General features: G+C 70.6%; 15 protein-coding genes. 8 read left to right on the top strand and 7 right to left on the bottom strand.

From position 1 onward, the window contains the following. Positions 1–42: 42 nt before the first annotated feature. Together AAH979_RS39290 and AAH979_RS39285 are read left to right on the top strand one after the other, a co-directional pair. Complete coding sequence (locus AAH979_RS39290; RefSeq protein ID WP_346263191.1) at positions 43–1,041, top strand: hypothetical protein; 999 nt, start codon at positions 43–45, stop codon at positions 1,039–1,041. Positions 1,042–1,420: 379 nt separating this feature from the next. Beyond that, entirely contained in the window at positions 1,421–1,801 is a 381-nt protein-coding gene (locus AAH979_RS39285) for a hypothetical protein (protein WP_346263190.1), read from the top strand. A 241-nt stretch (positions 1,802–2,042) separates the two neighbouring features. Here the strand turns inward: AAH979_RS39285 and AAH979_RS39280 are convergent, their stop codons facing one another. Further along, the gene (locus AAH979_RS39280) at positions 2,043–2,738 is read right to left on the bottom strand and encodes a hypothetical protein (protein WP_346263189.1); all 696 of its coding nucleotides are present in this window, start codon (positions 2,736–2,738) and stop codon (positions 2,043–2,045) included. An 86-nt stretch (positions 2,739–2,824) separates the two neighbouring features. On the opposite strand from AAH979_RS39280, the gene AAH979_RS39275 reads away from it, so the two are divergent. After that, a complete protein-coding gene (locus tag AAH979_RS39275; protein ID WP_346263188.1) occupies positions 2,825–3,217 on the top strand; it encodes an AraC family transcriptional regulator in 393 nt (130 codons plus the stop codon). An 82-nt stretch (positions 3,218–3,299) separates the two neighbouring features. Continuing rightward, positions 3,300–3,710, top strand: coding sequence for a VOC family protein (locus tag AAH979_RS39270; protein WP_318398443.1), 411 nt, complete (start codon positions 3,300–3,302; stop codon positions 3,708–3,710). 134 nt (positions 3,711–3,844) lie between these two features. On the opposite strand, the gene AAH979_RS39265 is transcribed toward AAH979_RS39270, so the two are convergent. Together AAH979_RS39265 and bla are read right to left on the bottom strand one after the other, a co-directional pair. After that, on the bottom strand, positions 3,845–5,137 hold the full coding sequence (locus tag AAH979_RS39265; protein WP_346263187.1) for a D-alanyl-D-alanine carboxypeptidase: 1,293 nt from the start codon (positions 5,135–5,137) through the stop codon (positions 3,845–3,847). Positions 5,138–5,339: 202 nt separating this feature from the next. Beyond that, on the bottom strand, positions 5,340–6,101 hold the full coding sequence (gene bla, locus AAH979_RS39260; RefSeq protein ID WP_346263186.1) for a class A beta-lactamase: 762 nt from the start codon (positions 6,099–6,101) through the stop codon (positions 5,340–5,342). Positions 6,102–6,415: 314 nt separating this feature from the next. On the opposite strand from bla, the gene AAH979_RS39255 reads away from it, so the two are divergent. From AAH979_RS39255 to AAH979_RS39245, 3 genes are all read left to right on the top strand, one after another. Then, the gene (locus AAH979_RS39255; protein ID WP_346263185.1) at positions 6,416–6,724 is read left to right on the top strand and encodes a hypothetical protein; all 309 of its coding nucleotides are present in this window, start codon (positions 6,416–6,418) and stop codon (positions 6,722–6,724) included. Positions 6,725–6,849: 125 nt separating this feature from the next. Then, the gene (locus AAH979_RS39250; RefSeq protein WP_346263184.1) at positions 6,850–7,215 is read left to right on the top strand and encodes a YciI family protein; all 366 of its coding nucleotides are present in this window, start codon (positions 6,850–6,852) and stop codon (positions 7,213–7,215) included. A gap of 23 nt (positions 7,216–7,238) precedes the next feature. Next, positions 7,239–8,495, top strand: a complete 1,257-nt coding sequence (locus AAH979_RS39245; protein WP_346263183.1) for a DUF6596 domain-containing protein — start codon at positions 7,239–7,241, stop codon at positions 8,493–8,495. A 19-nt stretch (positions 8,496–8,514) separates the two neighbouring features. On the opposite strand, the gene AAH979_RS39240 is transcribed toward AAH979_RS39245, so the two are convergent. From AAH979_RS39240 to AAH979_RS39225, 4 genes are all read right to left on the bottom strand, one after another. Then, positions 8,515–9,270 (bottom strand): LytTR family DNA-binding domain-containing protein, encoded by a 756-nt coding sequence (locus AAH979_RS39240; RefSeq protein ID WP_346263182.1) that lies wholly within the window; start codon positions 9,268–9,270, stop codon positions 8,515–8,517. A gap of 52 nt (positions 9,271–9,322) precedes the next feature. Next, positions 9,323–10,543: a histidine kinase gene (locus tag AAH979_RS39235; RefSeq protein ID WP_346263181.1), complete on the bottom strand. Its 1,221-nt coding sequence runs from the start codon at positions 10,541–10,543 to the stop codon at positions 9,323–9,325. A 76-nt stretch (positions 10,544–10,619) separates the two neighbouring features. Beyond that, positions 10,620–12,188: a sugar transferase gene (locus tag AAH979_RS39230; RefSeq protein WP_346263192.1), complete on the bottom strand. Its 1,569-nt coding sequence runs from the start codon at positions 12,186–12,188 to the stop codon at positions 10,620–10,622. Positions 12,189–12,597: 409 nt separating this feature from the next. Continuing rightward, positions 12,598–13,470 carry a DNA-formamidopyrimidine glycosylase family protein gene (locus AAH979_RS39225; RefSeq protein WP_346263180.1) on the bottom strand — a complete coding sequence of 291 codons (873 nt, stop codon included), beginning with the start codon at positions 13,468–13,470 and terminating at the stop codon, positions 12,598–12,600. An 85-nt stretch (positions 13,471–13,555) separates the two neighbouring features. Here AAH979_RS39225 and AAH979_RS39220 point away from each other — a divergent pair, with 85 nt between their 5' ends. Further along, positions 13,556–14,728 (top strand): glycosyltransferase family 4 protein, encoded by a 1,173-nt coding sequence (locus tag AAH979_RS39220; protein WP_346263179.1) that lies wholly within the window; start codon positions 13,556–13,558, stop codon positions 14,726–14,728. Positions 14,729–14,758 lie beyond the last annotated feature (30 nt).

Below are 14,758 nucleotides of genomic sequence, written 5' to 3'. Positions count from 1 at the left end.
GCCCGGCCAACACACATCTAAAACGCTCACTTAGCAATATATATGGGTCATGAGGAACGCCACGTTCGGAGAGCCGTCGCCCATGCCTGGCGCTTTTTTGATGCAAATGAATTCCTTCTAAAGGTCATGCAGGGTAAGCGGACCGACGACATAGGAATTACGGTCGACAGCCTGCCGGTGGCGCGTTGTCTCGCCTCACTACAGGAGGTTGGTCAAGTTCACGTTAATATATCGTACATTAACGATATAGCCGCCTTGGATTGTCTGCACTCGTTCTACGTGCGGTCTATTACATGCAGCGGTGGAGCCATCGATCTCTCACCTGGCCTGGCGGCTTTTGTGCGCTTGCGTGAATTGGACCTTAGATTCGATAATGTCCGAGGGGACCTTTCGGTTATTGGACGCCTGACGTCTCTGCGGCGCCTGTTTCTGCCCATGCCGAAGCGACGTTCTATCGGTTTCCTGAACAATTTGCATGAACTCGAAGACCTTACGTTGCTATCGCTTGGAAAGGTGACTGATTGGAGTCCTCTGGCAAGTTGTCAGAAACTGGCGTCTATGACCCTGTCGGGTGACAGTGAGTTCGACATTTCGGTATTGCAGGAGCATCGAAGTCTGATTCGTTTGTCTCTGCATCTCAAGCGTTTTCTGGGGGACGTCCCTGGTGCCTTCTTGCGAATTCCGAATCTCCAGTTCTTGAATCTCTCCGTCTCGGAAGGCATTACGTGGGACTTTGCAGATCTTGCCGAGCTTCCGCGCCTAAAGTCTCTCGGCCTTCACGGTGTTCGAGTCGAGCGGGTGCCGGAGCTATCTGGACTGCCGATTACTAGTGTGGGGGTAGAAGGCCTTCCAGATCTTGCGGATTTTGCGAAGTGCTCCAAACTTCAAGATGTGCTGGTTTATGCCGAAGATGCTATAGATCTCACTCCGATGATCGGCACTGGATACAGACTTGACGTATACGGTGATGGTAATTTCGTGGGTATGAAGGCGGAACTCCGCGGCAGAGTGTTCCAGCGTGGTCGGCTAGTCGAGCACTGATAGCACAACGCTTTGACAACTCGACGTCGGCTGTACGTACCGTCCACCTGATATGTCTGACTGCACCCGAGGCCTTTGCTGAATTGGGCTATTCACAAATCAAGGCGCCGCGCCTCGCGCGGCGCGGGCGCGGTGAGCCCGGCCGGCGGCAAGCCGCCCCGGTCGCCTGCGGCGCCGGGGCGGAAAGCTACCGACGGCCGCCGGGCCGGCCGCGCCCAAGGCTCAGACTGACAACCAGCGCCAAGCCGTGACGATCGCGTACGTGGTTGCTCCCCGTCGAGCGATTGGCGATCGGCTGCCGCACCGGCTGCGCCGGCTTGCCCTCGGATCAGTCACGCCGGCCTGGTGGACTGTCGGCCGGTGTCGGCAGACTCCACGCATGAGTTACGACTTGGCGGTGTGGGAGGGCGAGCGGCCGGCCGATGACGCCGCTGCAGGCGAGGTCTACGACAAGCTCTACGCCGCGTACGCAGAGGGTGAGGAGCAGCCGCCGACCCCGCGCATCCGTGCTTACGTCCGCGCCTTGTTGGAGCGTTGGATCGACATGCCCGACGACGAAGACGACGTGAGCCCGTGGTCAGCCGGCCCGTTGATGGACGAGGCGTCCGGTCCGTTCGTCTACTTCACGATGCGGTACAGCATCTGCGAGGAGGTCTCCGCCGAGGCAGCTCGGATGGCCGCCGAGCACGGGCTGGTCTGCTACGACCCGCAATGGGAGCGCCTACGGCCGACCGCCGAGGAGCGAGCGGCGTGCCATTAGCGTGCCATAAGGCCGGGACAGGCGAGGTCAACCCAGGCCACCAGGGGCCGCCGCGACCAAGGGCATGGGCGCGTGGCCAGCCCACCCCCGGCAATTCCCAAGCTGACAGTGCGGGTTCGATTCCCGTCACCCGCTCCAACCGAAAGGCCCTGGTGAAGACATCGGTCTGAGCCAGGACCTTAGCTGTGCACCGGAAGTACGGATTGTGCGACGGGCCACCACGCCGGCGAGCCAGCGCGTTCTAGCCGCCGAAAGCCTCGGCCAGCAGGGCAAGGCGATCGGTCGGCGCGTCCAGGTGACGAGGGCTGTGCTGGTTGAGACAGGCGGGTAGACCCGTCTGCTCGGTCCAGGCACTGGGGCCCCAGAACCGATGGCTCGCGCCCAGCAACTCCCCGGCGACCTCGTCCTGTCGGCGTTGGGCTCCGACGGCGGCGAGGGCCGAGGCTACGACCTGGTTCGCCCCAGGCGGGATTTCGGAGTCACCCATCGCAGGAAGGAGCAGGAGGAGACGTTCCGCCTGACTGTGCTTCAGGTCCGGATGGCCCGATGTCCGGACCAGCTCCGGCCACGAGAACGCCGGCCCGTGGAAACCACCCTCCAGCGCGGCGGCCGTGATCACCTCGTCGGAGCCCGCCGGCTGAAGCAGGTAGTCCCAACCAGCGTCGTCCTCGAAGTTACGGAAGAGGATGTGCAGGCGGTGGCCACGGGCGAGGTCCAGGGAGATGACTGGCCAGCGGTCGTGCCGGTGCATCTCCTCTGCGTAGACCTCCACGTCGGCGGGGTCGAGATCGAAGGCTACCGCCGCCGTGTGGGAGCCGCCCACGGAGAGCAGGAACGCCGGCCAGAGCAAGGCGTCATCGAGCCATGGGGTCGCGTCTACCAGCACGGACGGGTCGACCGGCGGCCGAAAGTCGTTGAGATGACCACGCAGAGGCATCCCGCCATGGTCGCAGGTCAGGTAGCGCCTGCCACAGGCGCTGGTAGCGCCGGGAGGACACCGGGCGGGCGTGGTGTGATGGTGCGGTGAGTCGCGCCGTGGAAGAGTCCAACCGCCGGATGCTGCGGGCGCGGGACGCGATGGACCGGGCGTACGCGCAACCGCTGGACGTACCGGCGCTGGCCCGGATCGCGCACGTGTCGGAGGCGCACTTCACGCGTACCTTCCGGGCGACGTTCGGCGAGACGCCGCACCGCTACCTCCAGCGGCGTCGGGTCGAGCGGGCGATGTTCCTGCTCCGGGAAACCGATCGCAGTGTGACCGACATCTGCTTCGCTGTCGGCTTTGGCAGCCTGGGGACCTTCAGCCGTACGTTCCGCGACATCGTCGGCCGCTCGCCGAGGACGTACCGGAAGGAGGCGGTGGCCGCGAACGTGCCGACCTGCTTCACGATGGCCTGGACGCGTCCGACCGCCTGACCGCGCTGAGCTGCCGAGACGTTCCACCGACTGAGCAGTTTTGGATAAGTTTCCGGCCGGCTCGGGCCGTAGCGTGATGGGCATGTTCAACGCCATCACGCACTCGCAGATCTACGTCCTCGACCAGGACGAGGCCCTTGATTTCTACGTCGGCAAGCTCGGTCTGGAGGTCAACACGGACACCGACCTCGGCTTCATGCGCTGGCTGACCGTGAACGTCCCCGGCGAACCGGAGCGGCAGATCCTGCTGACGACGCCCGGCCCGCCGGCACTGTCCGAGGAGACGGCGCAGCAGGTCCGGGAGCTGGTGACCAAGGGCGCGACGGGCGGCTGGCTGATCTTCAGCACCGACGACTGCCGCAAGACGTACGAGACGCTGCTGGGCCGGGGCGTCGAGTTTACCGAGGAGCCGACCGAGCGCCCGTACGGGATCGACTGCGGCCTGCGTGACCCCTTCGGCAACAGCATCCGGTTCACCCAGCCGAAGTCCTGACCGATCCGAGACCCCTCACCCTAACGCGAGGCCCCGGCTGGGACACGAGTCCCGTCCGGGGCCTTCGACGTGGCAGGTGCAGGCGCGGTCCCGGCCCGGTCATGACCGGCGCACCAGGTAACTGCCAAGCCCGCTCAGCGGTGGTGGCGGATCCGGTCCCAGGTGCTCGGCGGTTCCAGCCGCGCCCCGCTGTGTAGCGCGCCGCTGACCGGGCCGCCGTCGCCGGCGGTCGCGGTGACCTGGCCGTGTTCGGTCTGCGCCGGCAGCCGGGCCGGTACGGCGGGGATCTCGACGTCCAGGCGTACCCGCATGCCGGGCCAGCCGAGCACGGTCAGGTCCTTCCCGGCGTGGATGGTGGTGCCGGTGCCGAGCGGGCCGGTCACGGTGGCGACCTGGTCGCCGCTGCGGACGACCGGGTGCATCTTGAGGGCGGTGGTGGCGGTGCGGACCAGTGGCCGGGTCGCCTTGAAGACCCGGTCGAGCTGTACGGGGGTGTTCGCGCCGGGCTGGCCGAGGACGGCGCCGACGATGGTGATCTTCCGGCCGCCGACCCTGACGACGGCGGCGAAGACGAGACAGCCGCCCGCCTCGTCGGTGGAGCCGGTCTTGATCCCCACCACGCCGTCCCGGCCGACCAGCGAGTTGTAGTTCTTCACCACCCCGGCGACCGGCAGGGTGGCCTTCTTCTGCGCCACGATCTCCGCGAACGCTGGCAGTTGCATCGCCTTGCGGGCCAGGATCACCTGGTCGACGGCGGTGCTCACGGTGCCCGGGTCGAGCCCGGACGGGTCGGTGTAGTGGGTGTCCTTCATGCCGAGCGCGTCGGCGGTGACGTTCATCTTCGCCACGAACGCCGCGACGCTGCCGGAGTCCCAGGCGGCGAGGATCCGGGCCATGTTGTTCGCCGACGGCAGCAGCACCGCCTGGAGGGCCTGCCGTTCGGTGAACACGGCGCCCGCGACGACCGGCACCAGGGACTCGCCCCGGGCCAGCTCCGCCGGGTACGCGGCGGCCTGCGCCGCACTGACGGTCAGCTTCGGCCCGTGCTCCCCCCGGTCGAGCGGGTGCTCGGTGAGGATGACGTACGCGGTCATCACCTTGGTCACGCTGGCGATCGGCACCGGCTCGCCGCCGCCGGACGTGCCGAGCGAGCCGACTCCCTCGACCGAGAGCGCGGCCTGCCCGGTCCTCGGCCACGGCACCACCGGTGCCTTGCCGGGGATCGTCGTCGCCTCCGGCAGGGTACGGGTGACGGCCGCCGCGGGCAGCGGACTGCGCAGCGGCGCGAGCGCGAACAGCGTGGCACCGGCCAGCAGCACGATCAACAGCCCGGCCGCCAGCAGCCAGTGGCTACGCGTACGACCCCGCTTCGGCGGTGGTGGTGGCGGCACAGGTTCGAGCACCTGGGTCGTCGCGGAGTCGAGCATCTGAAATCTCCCCCGTGTGGCGCACCGACCCGCCGCACGGCGCGACCGGTGCACTGGTGTCAGCGTCGCTGGCGTTGGCGCTCCTGACTGGTCCGGGCGCCACACCCGCGAGAAGTAGTGCATTGTCGCACCGCCGGGCAACGGCCGCGGTGTGCCCGCAGCCGGGAGGGGCAGTGCCGGACGTGCTGGCCGACCGGCCAGCTCAGCTCAGGGTCGCCACCGCGTACGCGGTGGCCTCGGCGATGAGCGCCTGGTCGTACTCGGCGTCCCGGGTGGCCTTGCTGCTCATGATCGAGATGACCAGCGGCGCGGAACCCGGGGGCCAGACGACGCCGACGTCGTTGACTGTGCCGTAGCCGCCGGTCCCGGTCTTGTCGGCCACCGTCCAGTCCTTCGGCACGCCGGCCCGGATGCGCCGGGCGCCGACGCTGGTGGCGTTGCGTTCCAGCAGGTCGCGGAGGAAGGCGCGCTTCTCGGGTACGAGGGCGTCGCCCAGCACGATCTTCTGGTAGTCGGTGCCGATCGCCCTTGGCGAGGTGGTGTCGCGCGGATCTCCCGGGGTGGCCTGGGTGATCGCCGGCTCGATCCGGTCCATCCGGGTGACCGTGTCACCGAGGCTGCGCGTGTACGCCGTCAACTGGGCCGGCCCGCCGAGATCCCGGAGCAGGAGATTGCCGGCGGTGCCGTCACTGTGCCGGACCGCGGCATCGCACAGTTGCCGGATCGTCATCCCCCTGCCGACGTGCCGCCGGGTGATGACGGCGTTCGCCGTCAGGTCGCGCTCGGCGTACCGGACGACGGTGTCCAGGTGCGACATCGGGTTGCGGGCCAGCACCGCCGCCGCGGCGAGTCCCTTGAACGTCGAGCAGAACGCGAACCGGTCGTCCGCCCGATGCGCGACGACGGTGCCGGTGCCGGTGGCGAGGGCGTACACCCCGAGCCGGGCGTCGAACTTGCGCTCCAACCGGACCAGGTGGTCGTGGCGTCGCGGTGCTGCGGCAGTGGGCGGCGCGGTGGACGGAGGCGTGGCGGAAGGGGGAGCCGAAGGGTGCGGGGATGCCGTTCTCGTGTCCTTGGCACAGCCGGCCAGCGGCGCGAGCACGACGGCTCCGAGTAGAGCCCGGCGGGTGACGGTCGGACGTGATGGTGGCATTCTTCTCTTCCCCCGTTGGTGAGTCGCGCAGCCGGCAGGCCGCCAGCGATCGAGACTATCCGCCGGGTTCACCCGGGCGGGCCGGCCCGAGAGCCGCCGTGATCGGCGACCGGCATACTCGCCGGATGCCTGATTTCCTTCCTCCGGAGGCCGTCCGTTTCGAGCTGGTGGACGGCTCCCCCGTGCTGCGGCTGGCGGTCGAGGCACCCGGCCCGGCTCAGGACGACCAGTGGTTGCTGGTCAACCGGTTGACGCTCTGCGTGGTGGACGGGCCGGGCGAGGCCGGCTACCTGGTCGCCCGGCTCGGTCCGGGCGGCGCCGACGCCGCCCCGCCGGGCTGGGACGACGCCGTCGACCGGGCCGCCGGCACCACCGTCGTGTTCGGCGCCGAGCCGCATTCCCCGTCGGTCTTCGCCCGCGCCCTCGCCGACTAGCGGACGGGTGCGGGGAAATGGCGGTCCCGGAAAGTGCCGGCGATGTCGAGGACGCCGGCACGGCTCCGTCCGTAGGGTGACTGCGTGCCGGCGGGGTACGCGGAGACGGAAGCGGAGGACCCGAGGTGAAGTACCTGCTGCTGATCTATGGCAACCAGGAGAAGTGGGACTCGATCCTGGCCGAGTCGTGGCCGGCGGAGATCGCCAAGCAGGACGCGTTCAACCGGCGGTACCACGAGACCGGTGAACTGATCGGCGGTTACGGCCTGGCCGACGCCGCCGCGGCCCGGCTGGTACGCCGCGAGGGTGGCGCCCCGGCGGTCACCGACGGGCCGTACCTGGAGACGAAGGAGTACATCGCCAGCTTCTACCTGCTGGACTGCTCCAGCGAGGCGCGGGCGTACGAGATCGCCGCCGACATGCCCTGGGCCGACCAGGAACCCGTCGAGGTCTGGCCGATCCTGCACGAGTCCGCCGCCGACCTGGCGTGACGACCGAGCGACGGCGAGGACGGGTGATCGCGGACCGGAGTGTCGAGGACCTGCTGCGCGAACTGGCACCGCAGGTCCTCGGCACGCTGGCCCGCCGCTACGGCCGGTTCGACGCCGCCGAGGACGCCACCCAGGAGGCGCTGCTCCGGGCCGCCCTGCACTGGCCGGCCGAGGGGATTCCGGACAATCCTCGCGGCTGGCTGGTCACTGTCGCCGTACACCGGTTGCTGGACGAGTTCCGCAGCGAGGCGTCGCGGCGGCGCCGGGAGGACGCGGTGATCGCGGCGACCCCGCAAGCCGAGCTGCTGGGCCGGCCGGCGGACGCCGATCCGGGTACGGACCGGGACGACTCGCTGACCCTGCTCTTCCTCTGCTGCCATCCGGCGCTCTCCGAGGCCAGCCAGATCGCGTTGACGCTGCGCGCGGTCGGCGGCCTGACCACCGGGCAGATCGCTGCCGCGTTCCTGGTGCCGGAGGCGACGATGGCCCAGCGGATCAGCCGGGCCAAGCAGACCATCAAGTCCAGTGGACTGCCGTTCGCGCTGCCCGGGGGGCGGGACCGGGCCGAGCGGCTGCGTGCGGTGCTGCACGTGCTCTATCTGATCTTCAACGAGGGCTACACCGCGTCGACCGGGCCGGAGCTGACCGCGCCGCAACTCTCCGCCGAGGCGCTCCGGCTCACCCGCTGGCTGCGCCGGCTGCTCCCGGACGACGCCGAGGTGGCCGGGCTGCTCGCCCTGATGCTGCTCACCGACGCCCGCCGGCCGGCGCGTACCCGTCCGGACGGCAGCCTGGTGCCGCTGGCCGAGCAGGACCGGGAGAGCTGGGACCGGGAGCGGATCGCCGAGGGGATCGCGTTGATCACCGAGGTACTGCCCCGGGGGCCGGTCGGGCCGTACCAGGTGCAGGCGGCGATCGCGGCGGTGCACGACGAGGCCGAACATGTCGACAAGACCGACTGGCCGCAGATCCTCGCCCTCTACGACCTGCTGGAACAGCTCGCGCCGAACCCGATGGTGACGCTGAACCGGGCGGTCGCGGTCGCCATGGTGCAGGGGCCGGCCGCCGGGCTGGCGCTGCTGGACACTCTCGCCGCCGACAAGCGGCTGGCCACCCACCACCGGCTGCTCGCCACCCGCGCCCACCTGCGGGAACTCTCCGGCGACCCGGCCGGGGCGGCGGTCGGCTACCGGGAGGCCGCCCGCCGCACGGCGAGCCTGCCCGAGCGCCGCTACCTCGCCGCCCGGGCCGCCGAGCTCGACGCCCGGCAGCGCCCCTGACCGGGTACGCCGACAGCCGTCAGCGGTTCCAGTCCTGCTTGGCGGCCCGAACCAGCTTGTCCTTCAGCTCCCGGGTGTGCCGTCGGCTGACCGGCAGCTCGGTGTCGTCGACCACCACCACGTAGCCCGAGTTGGCGAGCCGGAGTTCGGCGATCAGCCGGAGCTGCACGAGGTAGGACCGGTGGATCCGGACGAACCCGGCGTCGGCCCACCGCTCGGCGAGGGTGGCCAGCGGCACCCGGACCAGGTGTGAGCCGTCGGCGGTGTGCAGCCGGGCGTAGTCGCCCTGCGCCTCGACCCAACGTACGGCCGAGCGGGGCAGCATCCGGGTGGTGCCGGCCAGCTCGACCGGGATCGTCGGGTCGGGTTCGGCCCGGGCCAGTGCCGCCGGATGGGTGGGTACCACCCGGGAGCCGACCACCCGGCGCAGCGACTCGGCGAGCCGTTCGGCCCGGACCGGCTTGCGTACGTAGTCGGTGGCGCCGAGGTCGAAGGCGTCGACCGCCCCGTCGTCGTACGCGGTGACGAAGACGATCGCCGGTGGCCGGGCGAACCGGCGGAGTACCCGGGCCAGCTCCATGCCGTCGAGTCCGGGCATCCGGATGTCGAGGAAGACCACGTCGACGTCGGCGTCCCGGAGCACCCGCAGCGCCTCGGTCGCGTCCCCGGCGGTGTGCAGCCGGGACACCCGTGGATCGGCCCGCAGGTGGTACGCCAGCTCGTCGAGCGCGGGTGGCTCGTCGTCGACGGCCAGGACGCGCAGGAAACCGGTCACGGATCAGCCTTCCGGGTCGCCCGCCCGCTCGGGTGCACGTGCGCGCAGGCGGTCACGCGCTTGCCCGGACATGGCGGTGGAACTTCGGTATCCGCATGCTCACCTTCGTACCCGATCCCAGGTCGGTCTCGACGACCAGGCCGAACTGGTCCCCGAAGACCGACCGGAGCCGCTCGTCCACGTTGGAGAGACCGACGTGCTGGCCGGAGTCGTCGGCCGGGTCGGCGGCGGCCTCGGCGATGCCGGCGGCCAGCACCGCCGGGTCCATCCCGACCCCGTCGTCCTCGATCGTTATGTGGCATTCTGCCCCGGCGTCCCGGGCCTCGATGCTGACCATCCCCACCCCGGGCTTGCGGGACAGCCCGTGCCGGACGGCGTTCTCGACCAGCGGTTGCAGGCAGAGGAACGGCAGGCTGACCGGCAGCACCTCCGGGGCGATCTGCAACTTCACCTGGAGCCGGTCGCCGAACCGGGCCCGTTCGATGGTCAGGTAGCGGTCGATCGAGCGCAACTCCTCGGCGAGCGTGGTGAACTCGCCGTGCGCCCGAAACGAGTAACGGGTGAACTCGGCGAACTCCAGGATCAGCTCCCGGGCCCGCTCCGGGTCGGTCCGGACGAACGAGCCGATCGCGGTCAGCGCGTTGTAGATGAAGTGCGGGCTGATCTGGGCCCGCAGGGCGCGTACCTCGGCCCGGGCCAGCCGCTCCCGGGACGAGTCGAGTTCGGCGAGCGCGAGTTGGGCACCGGCCCAGTGCGCGGTCTCCAGGGCGGCCTGCACCAGGCCGGGCGCCGGCTGGTCGTCGGCGATCGCCACCAGCGCCGCGCCGGCCCGGCCGTCGGGACCGGTCAGCGGCGCGATCACCGCTCCCCGGACCGGGCAGTCGACCCGGTCGCAGCGCAGGTCCGACTCGCCGAGCACGGTCGACCGGCGGGTCCTGATGGTGTTGGCGGCGGCGGCGAGGAGTTGCTCGCCGTGGTGGCCGCCGCGCCCGTCGAGGGCGAGCAACCGGTCCTGGTCGGCCAGCGCGAGTCCGGCGGAGCCGACCAGGGTACGCAGGTGGCGTACTGCCTTGGCCGCGCCGGCCGGAGTGAGCCCGGCGCGCAGCGGTTCGGCGGCCAGCCCGGCGGTGTGCAGCACGTCGTAGGTGGCCCGCTGAGTGGCGGTGGCGATGCCCTGCCGGGCCCGGAGCCGGACGACGGCGAAGAGGGCAGCCGCCAGCGCACTGATCATCGCCACCACGGCGACCGCCGTGGACAGGTTAGGCCACCCCACGTAGAGATCCTGACGGTTGGTCGACCGGTTCGCCAAGCCACCGGTCGGGCCGTATCCGCCTCGCCGGGGGTATCCGCTAGTACGCGCCCTTGCGGGCCAGTACCACCCCGACGGTCCGCCACAGGATGCTCAGGTCGTACGCCAGCGACCAGTTGTCGACGTAGTAGAGGTCCAGCCGGACCGCCTCGTCCCAGGAGAGGTCGGAGCGGCCGGAGACCTGCCACAGCCCGGTGATGCCGGGCCGGACCAGCAGCCGGCGCCGTACGTCGCCGAGGAAGTCACCGTCGTCGGCGGGGAGCGGGCGGGGACCGACCAGGGACATCTCGCCCCAGAGTACGTTGATCAACTGAGGCAGCTCGTCGAGCGAGCTGGCCCGGAGGAACCGCCCGGCCGGAAAGACCCGGGGATCCTGCTTGATCTTGAACAGCATGCCGTCGGTCTCGTTCTGGTCGACCAGGCTGGCGAGGCGCTGCTCGGCGTCGACGTACATGGTCCGGAACTTCCAGACCCGGAACGTCCGGCCCTCGTGCCCGACCCGGGGCTGCCGGAAGAAGACCGGCCCGGGGTCGGAGATCCGGATCGCGATCGCGATCGCGACGAAGAGCGGGATCAGCAGCAGCAGCCCCAGCCCGGCGGCGAGCCGGTCGAGCAGGTTCTTGGCCAGCAGCGCCGGGCCGGAGAGCGTCGGCTCCTCGACGTGCAGCAGCGGCAGGCCCTCGATCGGCCGGATGTGCACCCGGGGGCCGGCGATGTCGGTGAGCTGCGGCGCCACGATCAGGTCGACGCCGGAGCCCTCCAGTTGCCAGGCCAGCCGGCGCAGCTCGCCGGGCTCGGTGCTGGCCGAGCCGCAGACCGCGATGGTGTCGCCACCGACCTCGCGGACCAGGGAGAGGATGTCCCGGCCGGCGTAGACCGGGATCGGCGTCTCGATGCCCCGGGCCGCGGCGTAACCGTCGGTGAGGTGGATCGCCACCGGGATCAGCCCGGCGGCCGGGCTGCGGCTGATCGCCGTGTAGACCTCCAGCGCCTCCGGCAGGGTGCCGACCAGCACGATCCGCTGCGCGGCCTGCCCGGCCCGCCGGCGCACCGTGTGCAGGATCAACCGGGCGGCGGAGCGGGCGAGCAGGATCAGCAGCAGGGCGCCGAGCAGCGCGGTGCCGACGGTGAGTCGGGACAGGTCGGTCTTGGTGGCGAAGGCGAGGAACGAGACGCTGGCCGCGACCGCGACCCCGGCCCGGGTGACCCGCTTGAACTCGTCGGTGCCGAGCCCGAGGTAGCGGCGGTCGTACGCGCCGTTGCCCCAGAGCAGGATCAACCAGCCGATCGGGAGCAGGACGTACGACACGGTGTGGAACCAGGTGGCGTCGTCGTCGTTGATCTGGAAGCCGGCCCGGGCCTGTTCGAACTGCGAGATCGCGAGCCAGCTCGCCAGTACCGCCGCTCCGAAGTCCAGCAGCAGCAGGATCGCGATGTACGGCCGGTGCCAGCGGGACACCCGCCGACGCGCCCGCGCCCACGCCGAACGGGGTACCCCGTTCGGCTGTGGAGTGGTCGGTGGCTGGATCTCGAAGCTGTCGACGTGACGCAGAGTACTCGGTTGGCCGCTGCCTACCGGGCGCTGGAGGCTTGTCGTCACCTCACCCACGTCCTCCCGCGTGACACGTGCCGCCCATTTGCCGTAAGGGCTCGGGTCGCCCACCGTCTCAGTCTCTCCCATGCAGGCCCCGATCCTCATTCGGTCCGGAGCGCCGTCTCGCGGCGCGGAGGCCGAACTGTGATCGCCGGGGACACCGACCCGAAGGAAAGCACCCCGTCCGCCCCGCCGGCAACGAGAGCCGGGCCGCCCACAGCGGAGTCGCAGACCGGGGTCACTATACCGACGGATAGCGGTGGCGGTAGAGCCCGGCGGTTGCCGGTTTCTTGACCAGTGGGCGTTTTTGACCCGGTGTACGAGCCGGGATCACTTACCGTACAAGCAGGATCGCTCAAGCTACAAGCATGACCACGCAGCCGCGAACGCCGATCACTCGGCGCGGGAGCGGCGTCGACCCCGGTCAGCGGACCAGCCGGGAGAGCCGGCGGTCGGCGAGCGGCTTGCCGCCGGTCTGGCATTTCGGACAGTACTGCAGGCTGGAGTCGGCGAACGACACCTCACGGATCGTGTCGCCACAGACCGGACAGGGCAGCCCGGTCCGGGCGTGCACTCGCAATCCGGCCCGTTTCTCCCCCTTCAGTTCCGCCGCCCGCTGACCGAGCGATCGCGCCACCGCGTCCCCGAGCACCTGCCGGGTCGCCTCGTGCAGCGCCGCCATCTGCTCGTCGGTGAGCCGGTTGGTCAGCGCGAACGGCGACAGCTTCGCCGCGTGCAGGATCTCGTCCGAGTACGCGTTGCCGACCCCGGCCAGCACCTCCTGGTCGGTCAGCACGCCCTTCACCTGGCCCCGTCGGCCGCGCAGCCGCTCGGCGAAGGTGGACAGGTCGGCGGCGAGCGCGTCCGGCCCGAGCCGGGACACCCCGGGCACCTGGCTCGGATCGGTCACCAGGTACACGGCGAGCTTCTTCTGGGTACCGGCCTCGGTCAGGTCGAAACCGGACCCGTCGTCGAGGCGTACCCGCAGCGCGATGGGGCCCTTGCCGGGCTTGAGCGGCACGCCCGAGTTGAACGCGTCCCGGTAGTGCAGCCAGCCGGCCCGGGCCAGGTGCACCACCAGGTGCAGCTCCGGCACACCGTCGCCGGCCAGCGTCACGTCGAGGAACTTGCCGTGCCGGCCCGCGCCCACGACCTCCCGACCGGCGGCCGCCGACGGCGCCGGGTCGTACGTCTTCAGGGCGCTGATCGCCGCCACCTCGATCCGGTCGACCCGCCGGTCGACCGCCCGCTCGCGCAGGTAGCCGGCGAGCGCCTCCACCTCAGGTAACTCAGGCACGAGATAAACGGTAGCGTTCAATCCCGGCCACGCGCCCGACGCGCGGACGGCGGGAGGACGTGATCATGGAGGAGGAGCGACCGGCGTGCAGGTGATCGTGGCGCACAACCGGTACCGCGAGGCGCAGCCGTCCGGCGAGAACACCATCGTCGACCAGGAGATCAGTCAGCTCCGGGCCGCCGGGGTGACCGTCCATCCCTTCCTGCGCAGTTCCGACGAGATCGCGGAGTTCTCGCCGGCCGCCAAGGCGCTGCTGCCGATCTCGCCGATCTACGCGCCAAAGGCGCAGCAGGAGCTGAGCCGGCTGATCACCGAGCACCGGCCGGACGTACTGCACCTGCACAACCCGTACCCGCTGCTCTCGCCCTGGGTGGTCCGGACCGCGCACCGGCACGGGGTACCGGTGGTGCAGACGGTGCACAACTACCGGCAGGTCTGCTCCTCCGGGCTCTACTTCCGGGACGGCAAGATCTGCCAGGACTGCCGGGGCCGGGCCCTGGGGGTGCCGGCGATCGTGCACCGCTGCTACCGGGGCTCCCGGGCGCAGAGCGCGCTGATGGCGACCACGCTGGCCGTGCACCGGCCGACCTGGCGCTCCGTGGACCGCTACATCGCGCTCACCTCCGGGATCGCCGCGCACCTGCGCGACTACGGCATCCCGGCCGAGCGGATCGTGGTCAAGCCGAACGGCATCCCGGATCCCGGCATCCCGGCGCCGCTCGGCGAGGGCTTCCTCTTCTTCGGCCGGCTCTCCCCGGAGAAGGGGGTCGGGCTGCTGCTCGACGCCTGGCGCCGGCACCCCGACGGCGCGCTCGGCCCGCTGCGCATCGCCGGGGACGGCGAACTGCGCCCGCTGGCGGAGGCGGCCGCCGCCGAGCGTGCCGACGTGGAGTTCCTCGGCCCGCTGGACCGGGCCGGGGTGGCCGCCGCGCTCCGGTCCACCGCCGTGGTGTTGGCCGTGCCGACCTGGCACGACGTGCTGCCCACGGTGGTGATCGAGGCGCTGGCCGCTGGCCGCCCGGTGCTGGGTACCGCGCTCGGCGGCATCCCGTACCTGGTCGGCGCGGACGACCCGGCCGGTGCGGCGGGCTGGCTCGTCCGGCCGGAACCGGCCGAGCTGGCTGCCTCGCTGCCCACCGCCCGGCAGACCGCCGCCGAGGTGGCCCCGCTGGCCCGGGCCCGCTACGAGCGCACCTTCCACCCCGACGTGGTCACCAAGCAACTCCTGGACGTCTACGCCGGGCTGGCGCGGCGCTGACCACCCCGGCCGGTGGTCGGCCTGCGCGTC

This window comes from Plantactinospora sp. ZYX-F-223, from assembly GCF_039649625.1.
Lineage (GTDB): Bacteria > Actinomycetota > Actinomycetes > Mycobacteriales > Micromonosporaceae > Plantactinospora.
Note: the sequence above shows the minus strand (reverse complement) of the source record. Positions and strands in the feature narration are given on the sequence as shown.

Bases quoted from the DNA above. Each gene is read 5' to 3' on its own strand.
- AAH979_RS39280 (WP_346263189.1), bottom strand. From the start codon at position 2,738: ATGCCTCTGCGTGGTCATCTCAACGACTTTCGGCCGCCGGTCGACCCG.
- AAH979_RS39270 (WP_318398443.1), top strand. From the start codon at position 3,300: ATGTTCAACGCCATCACGCACTCGCAGATCTACGTCCTCGACCAGGAC.
- AAH979_RS39255 (WP_346263185.1), top strand. From the start codon at position 6,416: ATGCCTGATTTCCTTCCTCCGGAGGCCGTCCGTTTCGAGCTGGTGGAC.
- AAH979_RS39285 (WP_346263190.1), top strand. From the start codon at position 1,421: ATGAGTTACGACTTGGCGGTGTGGGAGGGCGAGCGGCCGGCCGATGAC.
- AAH979_RS39265 (WP_346263187.1), bottom strand. From the start codon at position 5,137: ATGCTCGACTCCGCGACGACCCAGGTGCTCGAACCTGTGCCGCCACCA.
- AAH979_RS39290 (WP_346263191.1), top strand. From the start codon at position 43: ATGGGTCATGAGGAACGCCACGTTCGGAGAGCCGTCGCCCATGCCTGG.